13 protein-coding genes and 1 riboswitch are annotated in these 19,270 nt (G+C 62.5%); of the genes, 2 read left to right on the forward strand and 11 right to left on the reverse strand.

What is annotated here, in order from left to right:
• Positions 1–6 precede the first annotated feature (6 nt).
• On the reverse strand, positions 7–1,011 hold the full coding sequence (gene ltaE / locus ACFZPT_RS11445) for a low-specificity L-threonine aldolase (protein WP_034099927.1): 1,005 nt from the start codon (positions 1,009–1,011) through the stop codon (positions 7–9).
• A 190-nt stretch (positions 1,012–1,201) separates the two neighbouring features.
• Positions 1,202–1,371, forward strand: a riboswitch (FMN riboswitch).
• 114 nt (positions 1,372–1,485) lie between these two features.
• On the opposite strand from ltaE, the gene ACFZPT_RS11450 reads away from it, so the two are divergent.
• Positions 1,486–1,995, forward strand: a complete 510-nt coding sequence (locus ACFZPT_RS11450; RefSeq protein ID WP_003193604.1) for a 6,7-dimethyl-8-ribityllumazine synthase — start codon at positions 1,486–1,488, stop codon at positions 1,993–1,995.
• A gap of 120 nt (positions 1,996–2,115) precedes the next feature.
• On the opposite strand, the gene astE is transcribed toward ACFZPT_RS11450, so the two are convergent.
• From astE to ACFZPT_RS11485, 7 genes are all read right to left on the reverse strand, one after another.
• Positions 2,116–3,120, reverse strand: a complete 1,005-nt coding sequence (astE, locus tag ACFZPT_RS11455; protein WP_034099929.1) for a succinylglutamate desuccinylase — start codon at positions 3,118–3,120, stop codon at positions 2,116–2,118.
• Positions 3,121–3,132: 12 nt separating this feature from the next.
• Positions 3,133–3,423 carry a hypothetical protein gene (locus tag ACFZPT_RS11460; RefSeq protein WP_034099931.1) on the reverse strand — a complete coding sequence of 97 codons (291 nt, stop codon included), beginning with the start codon at positions 3,421–3,423 and terminating at the stop codon, positions 3,133–3,135.
• Positions 3,424–3,446: 23 nt separating this feature from the next.
• The gene (gene astB / locus ACFZPT_RS11465; protein WP_034099933.1) at positions 3,447–4,793 is read right to left on the reverse strand and encodes an N-succinylarginine dihydrolase; all 1,347 of its coding nucleotides are present in this window, start codon (positions 4,791–4,793) and stop codon (positions 3,447–3,449) included.
• Positions 4,794–4,949: 156 nt separating this feature from the next.
• A complete protein-coding gene (astD, locus tag ACFZPT_RS11470) occupies positions 4,950–6,419 on the reverse strand; it encodes a succinylglutamate-semialdehyde dehydrogenase (protein WP_177449834.1) in 1,470 nt (489 codons plus the stop codon).
• Positions 6,416–7,441, reverse strand: a complete 1,026-nt coding sequence (gene astA / locus ACFZPT_RS11475; protein ID WP_034099936.1) for an arginine N-succinyltransferase — start codon at positions 7,439–7,441, stop codon at positions 6,416–6,418. Before astA ends, astD begins: the two co-directional genes overlap by 4 nt.
• A gap of 48 nt (positions 7,442–7,489) precedes the next feature.
• On the reverse strand, positions 7,490–8,509 hold the full coding sequence (gene aruF / locus ACFZPT_RS11480) for an arginine/ornithine succinyltransferase subunit alpha (RefSeq protein WP_034099938.1): 1,020 nt from the start codon (positions 8,507–8,509) through the stop codon (positions 7,490–7,492).
• Positions 8,510–8,714: 205 nt separating this feature from the next.
• Positions 8,715–9,935 carry an aspartate aminotransferase family protein gene (locus tag ACFZPT_RS11485; protein ID WP_034099940.1) on the reverse strand — a complete coding sequence of 407 codons (1,221 nt, stop codon included), beginning with the start codon at positions 9,933–9,935 and terminating at the stop codon, positions 8,715–8,717.
• Between the two features lie 304 nt (positions 9,936–10,239).
• On the opposite strand from ACFZPT_RS11485, the gene ACFZPT_RS11490 reads away from it, so the two are divergent.
• The gene (locus ACFZPT_RS11490) at positions 10,240–16,170 is read left to right on the forward strand and encodes a dermonecrotic toxin domain-containing protein (RefSeq protein ID WP_379555341.1); all 5,931 of its coding nucleotides are present in this window, start codon (positions 10,240–10,242) and stop codon (positions 16,168–16,170) included.
• 8 nt (positions 16,171–16,178) lie between these two features.
• Here ACFZPT_RS11490 and argR read toward each other — a convergent pair whose 3' ends face one another.
• The 3 genes from argR to ACFZPT_RS11505 form a co-directional block, all read right to left on the reverse strand.
• Positions 16,179–17,159 carry a transcriptional regulator ArgR gene (gene argR, locus ACFZPT_RS11495; protein ID WP_034099944.1) on the reverse strand — a complete coding sequence of 327 codons (981 nt, stop codon included), beginning with the start codon at positions 17,157–17,159 and terminating at the stop codon, positions 16,179–16,181.
• Between the two features lie 205 nt (positions 17,160–17,364).
• Positions 17,365–18,129, reverse strand: coding sequence for an ABC transporter ATP-binding protein (locus ACFZPT_RS11500; RefSeq protein WP_010208310.1), 765 nt, complete (start codon positions 18,127–18,129; stop codon positions 17,365–17,367).
• A 27-nt stretch (positions 18,130–18,156) separates the two neighbouring features.
• Positions 18,157–19,269 (reverse strand): succinylglutamate desuccinylase/aspartoacylase family protein, encoded by a 1,113-nt coding sequence (locus tag ACFZPT_RS11505; protein ID WP_034114875.1) that lies wholly within the window; start codon positions 19,267–19,269, stop codon positions 18,157–18,159.
• Position 19,270 lies beyond the last annotated feature (1 nt).

The raw sequence follows: 19,270 nt of genomic DNA on the forward strand, positions 1-19,270 counted from the left end.
GCACGTTCATTTACGCGAATATTCGACGAATGTTTCCAGCACCTGTGCCATCTGCGCCCGATTAACATCCAAATGGGTGACCATGCGCAGACGAGGCGCCGCGCTCAACTTGATCCCGCGCTCGGCGGCAAACGCCTTCAATGCCTGGGCCTGATCGCCCACCTGCACATAGACCATGTTGGTCTGCACCGGCTCTACGCTGTAACCGGCCTTGCGCAGTTCATCCCCCAGCCACTGGGCATTGGCGTGGTCTTCGGCCAGGCGCTGCACTTGATGATCCAGGGCATACAGACCCGCCGCCGCCAATGAACCGGCCTGGCGCATGCCGCCGCCCACCATCTTGCGCAAACGGCGCGCCTTGGCGATCAGCGCGGTAGACCCGCACAACACCGAGCCTACCGGAGCGCCGAGGCCCTTGGACAGGCACACCGACACCGAATCGAAATGCTGGGCGATCTCCCGCGCATCCACCCCCAGCTTGACCGCGGCGTTGTAGAGACGCGCGCCATCCAGATGCAGAGCCAGGTCATGCTCACGGGTAAACGCTCGCGCCTTGGCCAAGTACTCCATGGGCAGCACTTTGCCCTGCATGGTGTTTTCCAGAGCCAGCAAGCGGGTGCGGGCGAAGTGGAAGTCGTCGGGTTTGATGGCCGCCAGCACTTGATCCAGATCCAGAGAACCGTCCGCCTGCACCTCCAGCGGCTGTGGCTGGATCGAGCCCAGCACCGCCGCACCGCCGCCTTCGTATTTGTAGGTGTGGGCCTGCTGCCCGACGATGTATTCCTCGCCGCGTTCGCAGTGGGCCATCAGCGCCAGCAGGTTACTCATGGTGCCGGTGGGCACGAACAACGCAGCGGCAAACCCCAGGCGATGGGCCAGCTCGGCTTCCAGGCGATTGACGCTAGGGTCTTCACCGTAGACGTCATCGCCGCTGGCGGCGCTGGCCATGGCATCGCGCATGCCGGCGGTGGGTTGGGTCACGGTGTCGCTGCGAAGGTCTATCACGGTCATCTAACTGGCCTCGGGCAGGTGGGGCGTTTTGTCGTATTGACGATTACTGCGGGCAAAGCCGCGCAATATCAAGCCCCGTGTGCATTCAATCGAATACCAACCAAACAAACCGATATAGCTAATCGATACGACGTCCGTGCAGTTTCTGAAAAACCGTGTTAAAAACTCTGCGCCGCCAGGGTTCTGGCGGCAACGTTCTCAGGGCGGGGTGTAATTCCCCACCGGCGGTAATTACACGCAATGTGTATAGCCCGCGAGCGCTTGGCGCCTTGGACTGCTTACGCAGGCCAGCGGCAAGGTCAGCAGACCCGGTGTGATCCCGGGGCCGACGGTCATAGTCCGGATGAAGAGAGAACGGGATTGGCACCCAAGGGCCGCACGTTGACCGCATGCCCGCATGCCCACGCGTTGCATACCCTTGAAATCCCATTCGATTCATAACGCCCTGTTTTTTTCTTAAACAGGAGTCAGAACATGCAACCCACCGCTATCGACAGCAAAAGCAAAAACCATCACGGCGAGCGCGTCGCGTTTATCCAGGCCTGCTGGCACAAGGATATTGTCGACCAGAGCCGTAAGGGCTTTCTCGCCGAAATGATCGCCCAGGGCTACCAGGAATCGGACATCGACTTTTTCGAAGTCGGCGGTGCCTTTGAAATGCCCCTGCACGCCAAACTGCTGGCCAAGACCGGTCGCTACGCGGGCATCGTTGCCGCCGCGTTGGTGGTGGACGGCGGCATCTACCGCCACGAATTCGTTGCCCAATCGGTGGTCAGCGGCCTGATGCAGGTGCAGCTGGAAACCGAAGTGCCGGTGTTCTCGGTGTCCCTGACCCCGCATCACTTCCACGCCGGCAGTGAACACACCACATTCTTCTATGAGCACTTCGTGCACAAGGGTCAGGAAGCCGCGCGTACGTGCGCCGACACCCTGCACAAAGTGCGGGCGATCCGCCGCAGCGAGCCACGGGCGGTAGCAGTCTAAGCAATACTGCAAAACAAAATGTGGGAGGGGGCTTGCCCCCGATGGCGGTGTCTCAGCTCCAGATGAGCTGACTGACACACTGCTATCGGGGGCAAGCCCCCTCTCACATTCGGTCCAGGTCTATGCCAGGCCCACGTCCGTGGTCGGCACAATCAATATCCCTGCACGCAAACCGTTTTTCACCTTCGGGTTGGGGAAGATGATGCGCGCGCCCTCCTCCTCAATCACCCAACGGGTCTTGGCCACGTCTTCGGCCAGCAGATAACCCTTTTCCAACTCAGAAAAGTTTTCCACGTCCGCGGGCAAGTGCAGCAGGAACGCATCGCTGTGCTTGATGACTTCCCGCGACACGGCGAACAGTTTCAACCCATCCAGGCTGTCCGCCTCAGGCTCGCTGCCTTCGATGATCTGAGTCAGGCGCGCCTCCAGGCGTGAGACGTCCACTCCCTGGTTCTGTCCGAACGGCCGCGCCTTGCCTAATTCCAGGGTGAAAGCCTCGGCGTCCAGTTGCTCGTAGGTGAAGGCCGTGAAGGTGATGGACGTTTTGTTCTGCAGCAGCACCGCTTCCATCCCGGCCGCACGCAGCCGCTCTAGCTCGCGTCGCGAATGCTGGCGCCCGTCTTTCCACGGGTACAGCGCGAACTGCTCGATCTTCGAGCCACGGATGGCGGTGTGCAGGTCGTAATGCAGGCGCGAGCGCTCGGGCTTGCTGAAAAAACTACGGGCCAGTTGTTCCAGCTCCGCGGCGCGCATGGCTTCGGGGCCGATGTTGCTTTCATGACGGCCATTGAACAGCCGGTTGATGTCCAGTTCGAGGTAACGCTCGCCGCGGCGCATGGCCTCGGGGTTGCCGAAGAGGAACAGAATACGGGTGCGGGGTTTAATCTCCCCACGGGCGATGCCATGCAACAGGCGGTCGAGCAATTCGATCGGCGCGGTTTCGTTGCCATGGATGCCGGACGACAGCAGCAGGTCGCTGCCATTGTCCGAGGCTTGCGGCGGACGCACTTCCAGCGCGCCCTCGCTGAGCCAGCGCATCTGCACGCCGTCGACAGTCAGTTGAATTTTTTGCGCCGGTTCGCGACCGGCGAGGGTCAGTTCAAGCAGTTTGCCGAGGGCGAGCATACGCAAGCTTCCTTAGTGGTTGCAGCCAGGACCGTGGACGTGATCGTCATCATCACCTTCCATGTCGGCCGGTTCCATTTCCAGCTGCAGGCTCATCAGGTTGGTGGCCAATGGGCGCATCAGCAGGTTGGCGTACTCGGCGTCGCCTTCTTCGACGTCCACACCGATCAGCAGTTGGCCGCGACCGTCGTGCTGGATCCAGATCTCCTTGCCCTGCCACACCACGGCAACGCGGGTGCAGGAAGTTTCCAGCTGGGTGCCGTCGGTGTCTTCAAGGATCAGTTTCAGGGTATCGGTGCTCATAAAATGCTCCCAGCCGTGCGGCGTTAATTGATCTGGAAAGGATAAACCGCGCCCAGTTTAAGGATTTGCGTCAGTTCATCCAGTGCCGTCCGGCACTCAAGCAGCAATTGCGGATCAGCCAGGTCGGATTCGCGCAGGCTGTCGCGGTAGTGCTTGTGGACCCATTGGGTCAGCGTGTCGTACAACGGCGCGGTCATGATAACGCCTGGATTCACCGCCGCCAGTTCGGTTTCGTTCAACGCCACGCGCAGACGCAGGCACGCCGGGCCACCGCCATTCTGCATGCTTTGCTTGAGGTCGAAGACTTTCACTTCGCGAATCAACCCACCGGAGGCCGTCAGCCCCTGCAAGTAGTGCCAGACACGTTCGTTGGCGCGGCACTCTTCCGGCACGATCAGCAGCATCGAGCCGTCTGCGCGGGTCAGCAACTGGCTGTTGAACAGGTAGGAGCGCACCGCGTCCTCGACGCTGACCAGGGCGCGCGGTACACACACCGACTGGAAATTGCCGCCCAGCTTGCCCAGTTTGGCTTGCAGTTCGCCGAGCATCTGTTCGGTATTGAGGAACGCATCCTCGTGATAGAACAGCACCTCGCCGTTGCCCACCGCGATCACGTCGTTGTGGAACACACCCGCGTCGATCACCGCCGGGTTCTGCTGGCCGTAGACCACGCCGTCGTCCTTCAGGCCGTGCAGGCGGGCGACAGCCTGTGACGCTTCGAGGGTCTGGCGCGCCGGGTACTTCTGCGGTGCCGGGTAGCGGGTGTCGAATGCACTGCGGCCGAACACGAAAAACTCCACGCCCGCCTCGCCGTATTCGCGGCAAAAACGCGTGTGGTTGGCCGCGCCTTCGTCACCGAACTGCGCCACCGCCGGCAACGCGGCGTGGTGGGCGAAGTGCTGCGGATCGGCAAACATGGCGCCCAGCACGCGGCTGGTGGTCGGGTGCTCGATGCTGCGGTGGTATTTGCAGTTGAGGTTGGCGGCGGTGAAATGCACACGGCCATCCGCGGTGTCGGCGCTGGGGCTGACGGTGGCGGCGTTGGCCACCCACATACTCGACGCCGAGCAACTGGCGACCAGCAACGGCATGGCTTGCTGGGCCGCCTGCTGGATCACCTGGGCATCGCTGCCGCTGAAACCGAGGTTACGCAATGCGGCCACGTCGGGACGTTCCTGGGGAGCCAGCACGCCCTGCACGAAGCCCATATCCATCAGGGCCTTCATTTTTTGCAGGCCCTGCAACGCCGCTTCCTTCGGGTTCGAAGACTGCTGGCTGTTGCTCTGGGACGCGACGTTGCCGTAGGACAAACCGCCGTAGTTATGGGTCGGCCCCACTAGACCGTCAAAATTGACTTCATAGGATTTCATCGGCGAGGCTCCACGAACATCTGTTTTTATAGGCATCAAAAGTCTTCAACACACCGCAAATCCAGTGTGGCAGAAGGCTTGCCTGCGATAGCAGTTGGTCAGTTGATAAATCAGGTGCCTGACACACCGCCATCGGGAGCAAGCCCCCTGCCACATTTAGATCAGCGTAATGCCGGGGGTTAGCGTGGCCGGAACCACCAGGCTTGGGGTCTCAAGCGATGCCACCGGGTACGCGCAATAATCCGCCGCGTAATACGCACTGGCGCGATGATTGCCCGAGGCCCCTACCCCACCAAAAGGCGCGGTGCTGGCGGCGCCGGTCAGCTGTTTGTTCCAGTTGACGATCCCGGCGCGGCTTTCCAGCCAGAACTGCTGGTAGCGCGCTTCGGAATCGGACAACAAGCCAGCGGCCAGGCCGAACTGAGTGTTGTTGGCCTCGACTATCGCCGCTTCGAAATCGCTGTAGCGGATCACTTGCAGCAGCGGGCCAAACAGTTCTTCGTCTTCGCGCTCGGCCACGCCGGTCACGTCGATGATGCCCGGAGTCAGCAAGGCGGCCTGGTCCTGGGGCTGGGTCATTTCCAGCAGCGCCACGGCACCGTTGGCCAGCATCAACTCCTGGGCGTCCATCAAGGCTTTGGCAGCGGCGAGGGAAATCACCGAGCCCATGAACGGCGCCGGTTGCTGATCGAACGCGCCGACTTCAATGGTCGAACTGACTGCCACCAACCGCGCCAGCAACGCATCGCCCCAGGCGCCTTGCGGCACCAACAGGCGACGGGCGCAGGTGCAGCGCTGGCCGGCCGAAATAAACGCCGATTGGATGATGGTGTACACCGCCGCGTCCACGTCGGCCACTTCATCCACCACCAGCGGGTTGTTGCCGCCCATCTCCAGGGCCAGGATTTTGTCCGGGCGCCCGGAGAACTGCTGGTGCAGATGGTTGCCGGTGCGGCTGGAGCCGGTGAAAAACAAGCCGTCGATGCCTGGATTGGCCGCCAAGGCGATTCCGGTTTCCCGCGCGCCTTGCAGCAGGTTCAACACGCCCGCCGGCAACCCGGCTTCGATCCAGCATTGCACGGTCAGCTCGGCGACTTTCGGCGTCAGCTCGCTGGGTTTGAACAGCACGGTGTTACCCGCCAGCAACGCCGGCACGATATGCCCGTTAGGCAAGTGACCGGGGAAGTTATACGGGCCGAATACCGCCACCACGCCGTGCGGCTTGTGGCGCAGCACAGCGGTGGCGTCGCCCAGCGGGCCGCTCTTCTCGCCGGTGCGTTCGCGATAGCTTTGCACCGAGATGGCGATCTTGTTGGCCATGCTGGTGACTTCTGTCGCCGCTTCCCACAACGGCTTGCCGGTTTCCTCGCCGATGCAGCGGGCGATTTCATCGGCGCGACGCTTGAGGGTGGCAGCGAAGGCTTCCAGCACCGCGATGCGGTCTTCCAAGGTACGCCGGGCCCAAGCCGGGAACGCCTGGCGTGCGGCCTGCACGGCGGACTCGACTTGCTCGGCGGTGGCACCGTTGCCGGCCCACAGCACTTGCTGGGTCACCGGGTTGCGTGATTCGAACAGCTCACCCTGGCCAGCCAGCCAGCTACCTGCGATATACAGCGAATTCATTATTTCGACTCCCGAGCAGCGGACAACGGTACGGCACGCACTTGATCGCCGACCACCAATTGCAGGCGTTTGGCGGTCAACGGGTCGACCACCAGCGTGCCGGCGGCCAGGCGTGCGGGCGCGGCGGTGATGCGGCAATCTTCGCGTTTGCGGTTATGGATCAGGAACGGCGTGGCGTCGTCCCCCGGTGTGCCGATGGCCAACACCAGTGACTGGCTGTCACGCACCGCGCGAATCTTGGTGGTCTCGCACTCCACCGCCGGGCCGGCGTCGAAAATATCGACATAGCCCTGGTAACTGAACCCTTCGCTTTTGAGCATGCTCAACGCCGGCTCGGTGTCCGGATGGACTTTGCCGATCACATTGCGCGCGTCCTCGGACAAAAAGCAGCTATACAGCGGAAACTTCGGCATCAACTCGGCGATAAATGCCTTGTTGCCCACGCCGGTGAGGTAGTCGGCCTGGCTGAATTCCATCTTGAAGAAATGTCGACCCAGGCTTTCCCAGAACGGTGAGCGCCCGGCCTCGTTGGACACGCCGCGCATCTCGGCAATGATCTTGTTGCCGAACAATTGCGGGTACTCCGCGATAAATAGCAGGCGCGCCTTGGCCAGCATGCGGCCGTTGAGGCCGTTGCGGTAATCGGCGTGCAGGAACAGCGAGCACAACTCGGAGTTGCCGGTGAGGTCGTTGGCCAGGAACAGCGTCGGAATCTCGCGATAGATGTTCAACTCCTGGGACGCGCTGACGGTCAGGCCCACCCGAAAGTTGTACCAGGGCTCGCGCAAGCCCACGGCACCGGCAATCGCAGAAATGCCCACCACGCGGCCTTCGTCGTTTTCCAGCACGAACAGGTAGTCGGCGTCGCCGCGACCGGCCTCGCCGCGAAAGGTTTTTTCCGCCCAGCCCACCCGGTGGGTCAAGCGCTCTTCGTTGGCCGGCAAGGTGGTCAGGCCGGTGCCGGTGCTGCGCGCCAGATCAATCAGGGCCGGTAAATCGCTGCTGCGTACGGGACGAACGATCATGCTATCTCCTCAAACGGGCCGCCGTGGGCCACCCGCGAAACTCTGCTTTTAAACCGCGACCAGACGCACGCTGGCGCCCTCGCCCACACCCAGGGCTTCGGCCGCGGCCAGGTCCAGGGTCACCGGTTTGCCGGGCGCGTAGTCCAGCTCCAGCATCACCGCGCGGTAATCCTGCAACTGCGCATTGCTCACCAGATACTGGCGGCCCGCCCCCTTGACCATCTCACCGATCTTCACCGGCACCACGCGGCTCTGGGCAATCGAGCGGATGCCCGAGACCCGCGCGTGCAGCGTCGGGCCGCCGTCGAAGATGTCGATGTAATGGTCGGTCTCGAAGCCTTCGCGCATCAGGATGTCGAAGGTGATCTGCGCACGCGGGTGTACCTGGCCCATGGCTTCCTGGGCTTCGTCCGGCAATAGCGGCACGTAGATCGGGTAATGGGGCATCAGCTCGGCGAGGAAGGTGCGGCTTTTGAGCCCGCACAGACGCTCGGCGGCGGCGTAATTGAGGTCGAAGAAGTTGCGCCCGATGGCGTCCCAGAACGGCGAGTCACCGTTCTCGTCGCTGTAGCCGACGATCTCGGTCACCACCGAATCGGCAAAGCGCTCCGGGTGGCTGGCGACAAACAACAGGCGCCCGCGGGAATTGAGTTCCGACCACGGCGAGCCGACCAGCTCCGGCACCACGTAGAAACTGGTGAGCAGGCTATTACCGGTCAGGTCGTGGCACTGGGAAAGCACATGGATCTTGTTGTGGATCTTCAGCTCGCGGGAGGCGTGCACGAAGGTCTCGTTGCGAAAACTATAAAACGGCTCGGAATAGCCGGCCGAGGCGACGATAGCCGAACACCCGACGAGCTTGCCGGTCTCGGTGTCTTCAAGCACGAAGAAATAGCTTTCTTCACCGTTGAAACTCACCTCGGCCGCGAAGGAGGCTTCGCTGGCGGCGATCTTGTCGCTCAAGCGTTCCACATCGTCCGGCAAGGAGGTGACACCAATCGGGCTGTCCGCAGCCAGACGCTGTACCTCGCCCAGGTCAGCCATTTGCGCGGGGCGCATCACCAGCATGGTGTCACTCCTTAACTCTAGAACTCACAGAAAAAAAATACCGAACAGGTCAGGAACACCACATATCTTCAAGTGGGCATATTCCAGTGTGGGAGGGGGCTTGCCCCCGATAGCAGTCTGTCAGTTGATACATCTGTGACTGATACACCGCCATCGGGGGCAAGCCCCCTCCCACACTTGATCCGGTCCGACAGACAGATGTGTATCAGGCTTGGGTCAGCGTTTTAACCGCACGCTCGAAACGATCCAGGCCTTCGTTGATGTCTGCTTCGTCCACCACCAGGCTCGGAGCGAAACGCACCACGTCGGGGCCGGCTTGCAGGATCATCAGGTTTTCTTTTTCGGCTGCGTTGAACACGTCCTTGGCCTTGCCCTTGAATGCATCGCTCAATACGCAACCGATCAGCAGGCCCATGCCGCGTACTTCGGTAAAGATGCCGTACTGCTTGCCGATCTGCTCCAGGCGCGCCTTGAACAGTGCGTGCTTGGCCGTTACGCCCGCCAGCACTTCAGGGGTGTTGATCACGTCGATCACCGCTTCGGCCACTGCACATGCCAGCGGGTTGCCGCCGTAAGTGGTGCCGTGGGTGCCGACCACCAGGTGCTTGGCCAGCGCTTCAGTGGTAAGCATCGCCGCGATCGGGAAACCGCCGCCCAGGCTCTTGGCGCTGGTGAGGATGTCCGGGGTCACCCCGTAATGTTGGTAGGCGAACAGATGGCCGCTACGGCCCATGCCGGTCTGCACTTCGTCGAACACCAGCAGCGCATCGTGTGCATCGCACAGCTCGCGGGCGCCTTGCAGGTAGGCCAGCTCGGCCGGCAGCACGCCGCCTTCGCCCTGGATCGGTTCCAGCACCACGGCGCAGGTCTTGTCCGAAACGGCGGCTTTCAGTGCGGCCAGGTCGTTATAAGGAACGTGGGTGATGCCGGTGATTTTAGGCCCGAAACCATCGGAGTACTTGGATTGGCCACCGACGTTGACGGTGAACAGGGTACGGCCATGGAAGCTGTTGAGCGCCGCGATGATCTCGTACTTCTCGCTGCCGAAGCGGTCGAACGCCACGCGGCGCGCAAGCTTGAACGCGGCCTCGTTGGCCTCGGCGCCGGAGTTGCAGAAAAACACGCGCTCGGCAAAGGTGGCGTCGATCAGCTTATGAGCCAGGCGCAGCGCCGGCTCGTTGGTGAATACGTTGGAGACATGCCACAGCTTGTTGGCCTGCTCGGTCAACGCGCCGACCAGCGCCGGGTGGGCATGGCCCAAAACGTTGACCGCGATGCCGCCGGCAAAGTCGATCAGCTCGCGACCGGCCTGGTCCCAGACGCGGGAACCTTTGCCACGCACAGGGATGAACGCGGCAGGTGCGTAGTTGGGAACCATGACCTGGTCGAAATCGGCACGTTGCACCGGGGCTTGCTCAACGGACATCGGAGTCTCCTGAAGAGGAACGCCTGCCTGGAACTGGCGGGCGATGCAGGGATTGTAAGGACAGTTTTCAGCGCGACCTTGCCGCCAAGCGACAACTTCTTATAGCGCCAACCCCGGTTTTACGCGGGTTTACGGCAATGCGACATATAGCGTCGCAATGGCGCAGTTTAAACCGTGCGCCCGCTCCGTGGGCAGGTTCGATTACGGCCCATCGGCAAATTTCGCGCAGCCCTAACCGGCTACCACAGGCTGCACGACGCGAACTGGTTTGCTGAGGGCTTCTTGACCTTGCCCTGGAGCCCTTGTGACTGAACTCCCCACCTCCTCCGTTCCCCACTACGACATCCTGAAAAACGCCCTGCCCCCATGGCTGGCCGACATCACACCCGACAGATGCAGCGACCTGGCCCAGCCCGAATCGATAGTCGCCGACTGGTACAACAATGCCAGCGCGGCGCAGCATCGAACGCTCAAGCGCCTCAATGACCAGGCCTGGATTGCCCAGAACTCGGTGGACACTGCCATGGCGCAGCTCAAAAGCCCCCAGGCTTTTGGCGCCGAGCACCTGCAAGCGGCGCTCAAGGCGCAATACGGCGTGAGCATCGACGTGAGGAGCACCTGGCTGCAGCTTTATATCCCGCTGAAAATCGCCGGTTTCACCGTCAAACCCGGCGCCGCGCGCACCTGGTCGGTGTCGTTGATCGAGGCGGCGCTGCACAACTTTGAAGCCAGCGAAACCGCAGTCGATGCCTATGACAGCGCCTCCACCTTTAGCACCCGACCCACGGCCGCCGGGCACTTTGAAGCGCTGCCTGGGGTGGCCGCGCAGATCACAGTCGCGCAATTCACGGCGCTGTGCCGCCAGCTCGACATCGGCGCGGCGTATCAGCGCTACCTGCGCGACTACCTTGACCTGGATAACGCCGTGGCCCAGGCCCGCCTGCGGCAACGTCTCCAACACAGCCACATGAGCGCCCTGAAATGCGCGCTGTACATGGCCCTGCTCAAGCAAGACCTGCCGCAGAGTGGCTATGACAGCGTTATTGGCCTGCTCAATGGCCAAGCCCACAGCGCTAACGGTTGCCAGCCTCTGTTGCGGTATGAGCTGAGTATCCTGTCCACCCGACTGGCCGGCATCGTGCTGTTCGCCGACGACCTGGCGACCAGCCGCAGCGTGGTGCCGGTGATCGCCTGGATCCCGGATGACCCGCAGCACCCGATCAAGCGCTACCCCAGCGGCCAGGCGTTTATGCGCGCGTTGTGCGAGCAATTGCGCGATCCGGATTACCAGCGCTTTTTCAGCCGCTTTGTCGCTCACGAGGACCTCGGTAGGTTCTTTGCCGACCTCAACCAACGCCTTACCCAGGTCACCTGGCATGCGCACATCCCTGGCGAATCGACCGCCAACTGGCGCGAAACCGCAGTGGTCCGGCCGAACCTGCAGTTTCGTCCGATGCCCATCGCCGGCGATCTGTTCGAGCACCTGTATCAGGTCAAGCTCAATAAACTGCTCAATGATGCGCGCACCCAAGCGGTGTCCACGGCCAGTGTCGATCAGCAAGCGCGCTGGGAACGCTGGGCGGTGCTGCAAAAGATCGGCAGTACGTTGCTGCAAATCCTCGCGTTTATCGCCACGCCGTTCGTGCCGCCGCTGGGAGCGTTGGTACTGGGCTACAGCGCCTATCAACTACTCGACGACGCGTTTGAGGGAATTGTCGACTGGGCCGAAGGCCAAAGGCGCGAGGCGCTTGGCCACGCGTTGTCGTTTTCCGAGCAACTGGTGCAACTGGGGATGTTCGGCGTCGGCCTGCCCATTGCAGCCGACCTGCTGCGCGCGTCCCTGCCGGCCAATGTGTTGGGCTTTATCGACGCGCTCAGTCCGGTCACCAGGCCCAGCGGCGATACCCGCTTGTGGAAGCCCGACCTGGCGCCCTATCGCCATGACCTGAGCATTCCCAAGGACCTGCGCCCGGACGCACAAGGCATCCTTTGGCACCACGGCAAGCCCGTGCTGCGCCTTGGCGATGGGTACTACCATTTGCGCACAGACGCGACATCCGGGCGCCATACCCTTGAGCATCCCACGCGCGCCGACGCCTATCGCCCCAGCGTCATGACCAATGGCCACGGCGCCTGGCTCACCGAGCTGGAACGCCCGCTGAGTTGGGACACGCCCACCCTGCTCAGGCGCTTGGGTCATCAGGTCGACAACCTCAGCGATACGCGCCTGCAACAGGCCCAGGACATCAGCGCCACCCACGACAACCTGCTGCGCCACATGCACATCAACCAGCAACCCCCGCCGCCGCTGCTGGCCGACAGCCTCAAGCGCTTCACCCTCGACCAGCGCCTGCAAGACTTCGTCACCCAGATGAACAGCGACGACCCGGCGGTCTATCGACAGGCCGATCCGCGTATCCAACTGCAGTTGGTGGTCACCTACGAACCGTGGCCGCAAACCCGAACCCTGCGATTCCTCGATCCTCGGGGCAACACCCTGTGGGAGTTTGCTCGCAACGGTGAGGCCAGCGTGGTGCAGGTGCATCAGGCGCAACTGGAGAACGGTGACCTGCTGCGGGTACTGATCGAAAGCCTGGACGAATCTGAGCGCAAAAGCCTGCTGGAGGAGCCATTCGGCACGCCGCCGTCTTCGGCGCAAACCCGTGCGAACGCGTGGCGCAAACGCCTCGCGCGGCTAGCATGGAATAAGCGCTTTGCGCTGTTCGACGCCCACTATCGCGGCCTGGAAACCGCGCGCAATGCCCGCGTGCAGCGCATCATCGACGCCGCACCGAACCCCGGCTTGCCCACCAGCGTCGCCGAAGAAATCCTCGCCGGTGCCGACGGCGACGAGCTGCGCGCACTGGACCGGGCCACCGTGCCCGCCCGCTTGAAAGAACTGGCCGACTGGGCGCAACTGCAAGTCAGGACCACCCGCGCCTACGAAGGCCTGTACCTGGAAGCCAGCGACAGCCCAGACACCCCCAGGCTGGCCCTGCACTCCTTGGAAAACCTGCCAGGATGGCAGGCCAGTACGCGCCTGGAAGTTCGCCGCTACCAGGTCAACGGCACGCTGCTTGACGCCATCGGTCCCGAGGATGCCGAAGTGCGCCGCGTCCTGGTGCACACCGTGGAAGGCGACTACGTTCCCTATGATCAGCAGAACGCGCTCTTTGGCAGCAGCGACTTTTACACCGCCCTCCTCCAGGCCCTGCCGGACGCCCGCCGCGACGCGCTGAACATCCATATCGGTCAAGGCGAACGGCTCAAGCAGGCGATTGCCGCCCACGCACTCGGGCGCGAACCCTTGCGCCGACTGTTGCATACAGATCCGCTGATCAAGCCACCCTACAACCCAGCCTTTATGCGCCTGCGTGGCGGCATGGACGGCTATCGGCCCGCCGATGCGCCGCAACCCGGCTCCAGCCAGGAGTTGACCCTCGAACAACGCGCCCACGACTTACTGCCGACGCTGTCCGCCGAACAGGTACGCGATCTGGTACAGACCCTGGAGAACCGACCCGGCGGAGCGTTGGCCACCCTGGTGACGCTGAAAAACGAATACATGAGGCTGGATGTCGGCCTGTTGCTGTGGGTGTCCAGCACCCCACGTTTTCGCGCGGTCAGCGAAGCCCCAATGAGTGAAGCCGAGTATGACTACGCGCGGCGCAACCGTGAGCTGTGGGCCACAGAAATCCGGCGCGCATGGCGCCAGGAAACCGAGGTGGATCAGTACTACGAAGCCATGTCGCGCAACGGCCATGTACTCAAACTGACCGCGCCGATCATCGGTGAACTGCCGCGCCTGTCGGCGCGCATGGAACACATCTCGCGCCTGGAAGTGGTCGGCGACGGCCAGCCGTTACAGATCAATACGTTCCTGCAACTGTTTCCCCGGCTGCGCAACCTGACCCTTCGCCACCTGGCGCTTGAGGGGCTTCCGGAAACCATCGCCGCGATGCCCAACCTCAACGAGCTGATCCTCAGCGACTGCCAATTGCGTCTGAACCAGGAAGCCTATGGCCGCCTCAGCGCTCTGAGCCGCCTGGTCACGCTGGACCTGTACAACAACCCGCTGGGCCGCACCCCCACGGTCGAGCACATGCCGAACCTGAAATACCTTGACCTCAACCACACCGGCATCACCGAACTGCCTGCGGGCTTGTTGACTCGCCAGGACCTGACCCTGGCGCTGCTGTCGCACAACCGTATCCAGACACTGCCCGCCGAGCTGTTCGATGCGCCCGCGCGCATCAGCGACAAGCTCGACCTGTCCGAAAACCCGCTGTCGCGCGCGTCGCTGGAGCGGGTCAAGGCGCATTTCCAACGCACTGCCAGGCACTGGGGCATCAGCGCCGATCCGGCGGATGTGGCCCTGGCCCAACAGCTGTACCCCACTTTCAGCAGCGACGAAATCAATCGCTTCATTTTTGCCCTGCCTGGCAATCTGGAGGCCGGCAGGATCACCCTGACCCGTCTCGAACTTGAGTACCTGGGCATCCGTGGCGACATGCAGGACTGGGCCGACGCGCCCCTGCTGTCCACCGCCGAGCGCACCTACCGCAACCTGTTTCTGCAGGATATGGAGGCGGCCTGGCGGCGCGAAATCCCCCTCGATGCGCAGCATCAGGGCCTTACCAACGCCTATGAACTGACCCTGCGCAAACCGGTCAGCGGCACACTGCCAAGCCTGCATACCACCTTCGACCACGTCACAGCGCTCAGCCTGCACGGCGCTGGTGCCGAGCTGCGCCTGGGAGCGTTCCTGCAAGCTTTCCCCGCGTTGAAACGGCTGACCGTGCGGCAATACTCCCTGGACGCGCTGCCCTTGAGCATCACCAACCTGCGCCAGCTCACCCAATTGAGCCTGAACCGCACGCGGCTGCGCCTGACCCCATTGGCCGCCAATGCACTGTCGGGGATGGTCAACCTGGAACAGCTGGATTTGAGCGACAACCCCCTCGAACATATTCCCGATACGCGCCGTCTGACGCGGCTCAGCCGACTGTCACTGAGTAATACCGGCCTGACCGAGATTCCCGCCGACCTGCTGTCGCTGCCGCCCCGCACCTATCTGGACCTGAGCCACAACGCTCTGGAGAACCTGCCGGATCAAGCCTTCAACCTGCCCGTCAACGTAGCGGCCAGGGTCGACCTGTCCGCCAACCCGCTGTCGCGCCCAGCGTTGCGCCGCATCAAAGCCTACTACCAGGCCACCGGAGAGTTCTGGCTGGCGACTCCGCCCGCCGAGGACCTGCAACGGATCAGGGCGCTATATCCGGCCATCTCGGACACCGAACAAGCACGCATCTATTTCGATCTGCCTGGCGACATCGATGGCGCCGCTCACCAGATCACGCGCCTGGGCCAAGAGTACGAACAGCTGCGCAGCCAGTTGCAGGAATGGGCACTCAATGTGCCCACCCGCGATCCGCTGCTCGATACGGTACTGGACGTGGGTGCCCGCGCCGAAGAACAACTGCGGCGCATGCACTTCAAAGCGCTGCTGGAAAGCTGCTGGCGCCGGGAAGTCGAACCGGATGAAGCGGGCAACGTCCCGCCGTATCACACTTACAAACTGGTGTTCCACGGCCAGTTACTCGGGCCGCTGCCGACGCTGCGCGCCCACTTCGGCCACGTCACCTTGCTTGAATTGATCGGCGAAGGCACCAGCCAAAGCGTCGACGGCCTGTTGCGGTGCTTCCCTAATCTCAAGCATCTGGTGATCGAACGCTATGTTCTGGGCGACATCCCCGCGCCGGTGTTCGCCTTGCATTCGCTGCGTAACCTGACGCTGACAGAAAACATGATCCGCCTGACCCCACAGAGCGCGGGCCAACTGGCCAGTCTGGAAAATCTCATTTATCTGGACTTGAGCGACAACACCCTGGGCATCACACCGGATGTGCGCAACCTGCAGCGCCTGACCACCCTTTACCTGCACAACTGCGGCATGACCGAAGTGCCAATCGGCGTGTTCAACCTTGGGCGACTGCGCATTCTGGATGCCAGCGACAACCTAATCGAGCACCTGCCCAGCGATCTGCTGGAAATGCCTCTGCCGATTAACGACGACTCCGACCTGAGTGGCAACCCATTGTCGGACGAGAGCATCGAGTTGCTGCGCCAGTATTATCAGCAGACTGGCTACGAACTCGGCGTGGAAGCGGCGATGTTCGACGAGCATGGCGTGCCGCTGCCGCCGCCGGGGACACCGGAGCCGATGGAGACGTGAGGTAGTTTTCAGCCGCGTTCGGCCGGCACCGAGGACAGCTCGAACGGGCTGCTGCTGCGGCGCTGGTTGCGGTCTTCGCGTGGGGTGGCGCCGAAGAAATTGCGGTAGGCGCTGGAGAAGTGCGGCCCCGAGGAGAAGCCGCAGGAGAGGCCGATCTGGATGATCGATTTGCTGGTTTGCATCAGCATCTGGCGCGCCTTGTTCAGGCGCAGTTCCAGGTAGTACTGGCTGGGAACGCGATTGAGGTATTGCTTGAAGATGCGCTCCAGTTGTCGTCGTGACACGCAGACATGCTGGGCGATTTCATCGGTGGTCAGCGGCTCTTCGATGTTGGCTTCCATCAGCAGCACCGCCTGGGTCAGCTTCGGATGGCTGGAGCCCAGGCGGTTTTGCAGCGGAATGCGCTGACGCTCGCCGCCTTCGCGGATACGCTCGACCACCAGCTCTTCCGACACCGCACCGGCCAGTTCGGCGCCGTGATCACGGGCCAGCACCGCCAACAGCAGATCGAGCACCGACATGCCGCCGCAAGCGGTCAGGCGGTCACGATCCCAGTCGAACAAATGGCTGGTGGCGATGACCTTGGGGAATCGCTCGGCGAAATCGTCCTGCCAGCGCCAATGCACGGCGGCGCGGTAGCCGTCGAGCAGGCCGAGCTGGGCCAATGGATAAACCCCGGCCGACAGCCCACCGATCACGCAGCCGGTGCGCACCAGTTGCTTGAGGGCGGTGCTGAGTTGGGAAGCGATGACGGCCGGTGGCTCGTCCGCCAGCAGGAACAACTTTTGAAAGCCCTCCAGCTTACCGGCCCAGGGCTCACCCGGTAGTTGCCAGGCACCGTCGACTGGCGGTTCTGCCTGCAAAAACGAGAGTTCGTACACCACCTCCGGATGCACCCGCTGGGCCACGCGCAAGGCCTCCTCAGCCAGCGCAAGCGTGAGTGCTTTTGTGCTGGGCCAGATCAGGAAACCAATTCGATGGGCAGTCATGGAGGGCTATCCGAAGCAAAAACAGTGAAAGAAGCCGTGGGCCAATGCTAGCCCGTAAATGAACACAAATCTCAAAAACGATGAACATCCAATGTGGGAGGGGGCTTGCCCCCGATTGCGGCGTATCAGAATCAGATGTGCTGACTGACACTCAGCTATCGGGGGCAAGCCCCCTCCCACATAAAGCAGCGCTCACAAGGAGTGGCTACTTCAAGCTGCCGGAAAGGAACTGCTGCAAACGCTCGGACTGCGGGTTCACCAGCACTTCACGGGGGTTGCCGCGCTCTTCGACGATGCCTTTGTGCAAAAACACCAACTGGTTGGACACTTCACGGGCAAAGCCCATTTCGTGGGTCACCACCACCATGGTGCGGCCTTCCTGAGCCAGGTCCTGCATCACCTTGAGCACTTCGCCGACCAATTCCGGGTCGAGCGCCGAGGTGGGTTCGTCGAACAGCATCACCTCCGGTTCCATCGCCAAGGCACGGGCAATCGCCACGCGCTGCTGCTCGCCGCCGGACATGTGGCCGGGGAACGCATCCTTGCGATGGCCCACGCCGACCTTGGCCAGGTAGTGCTCGGCCTTTTCACGGGCCTCTTTCTTCGACACGCCCAGCACATGCACCGGGGCTTCCATCACGTTCTCAATCGCGGTCATGTGCGACCACAGGTTGAAATGCTGAAACACCATGGACAGGCGCGAACGCATGCGTTGCAGCTGTTTGGGGTCGGCCGCCTTCATGGCGCCGTCCTTGTTGGCCACCAGTTTCAGCTCTTCGTTATTGAGCAGAATCTTGCCGGCGTGGGGTTGCTCCAGCAGGTTGATGCAGCGCAAAAAGGTACTTTTGCCCGAACCGCTGGAACCGATGATGCTGATCACATCACCGGCGGCAGCGGCCAGGGATACGCCTTTGAGCACTTCATGACTGCCATAGCGTTTATGCAGGTCTTGGACTTCAAGCTTATACATGCGGTCGGTTCTCACAAAAACAGGTGGTCAGTCGTTGAGCAAGCGCCCGTGCCGCAGCGCTTCGCGCCCCGCCACCTTGGCCAGCCAGAAACCCGCTTGGGCATAACGTAGCCGTTCAACGGCAAACAACACCCCCGACGTCCCCGCGCAGATAATGCTCACGCGGTCGGTCAGGGGATCAATCACTTCAAAAATCGGCTCGCCTTTGTCGACCCAGTCCCCGGCTTTGCGCAGGTAACTGATCACCCCGGCATGGGGCGCGAACAGCAATTCGGTGCCTTCGAACGGCACGCCTTCGCACGGCTCGTGCTGCGGCGCCGGCCATTGGCCCTTGATCAGGCCTTGCTCGGCGAGGAACGCGAGTATGCCCTCGGCGTGGAAGATCGCCTCAGCGCGACCGGTATCGGCCTGCCCGCCCAGCTCCAGGGTGGTCGCCAGGCACGCCAGCGGGATCTGCGCCTCGGGGAACGCCCGCGACAAGCGCAGCCACGGCAGTGAGCAAGCCTCATCGAACGAACTGCCGCCGGAATCTTCTGCGAGCAGGCCGACTTTGACATTCAGGTGCGCCGACAGTGAGCGCCACTGCGGCCAGTGCTGAGGCAGCGCGTACATGTGCAGCGCGGCTTCGGCGTCGCAGTGCAAGTCGAGCACGATATCGGCGCTGCACGCATGCTTGAGCAGCACGCGCTGCATGCCTTGCAACTGGCTGCTGGGCTCGGGCAGTGCGTCCAGCGCCTGATCCATCGCCTGGCGGATCAAGCGCACGTTGGCGTGAGGATCATCGCCCAATTTGCCGTGCAGCAGCGCGGCGACCGGCTCGCTCAACTCGACAAAATCGCGGTTGAAATTCTTGCCGCTGCCCACTTCGAAACGCCCCTGATGGCTGCCTTGCAGCAACTGGCCCAGGCCCATCGGGTTGGCCACCGGCACCAGCTCGATCACGCCGTTGAGGGCGCCTTGCTGCTCCAGTTCGGTCAGGCGTTTTTTCAGCTCCCAGGCGGCGCGCATGCCGGGCAGTTCATCGGCGTGCAGGCTGGCCTGGATATAAGCCTTGCGCTCGCCGCTGCCGAAACGGAACACGCTCAACTGGCGCTCGCAGCCCAGGTGGCCCCAGGGCAACAGGTGATCGATACGTTGCATA

It is taken from the genome of Pseudomonas sp. MD330_10 (assembly GCF_042610415.1).
GTDB lineage: Bacteria > Pseudomonadota > Gammaproteobacteria > Pseudomonadales > Pseudomonadaceae > Aquipseudomonas > Aquipseudomonas rhodesiae.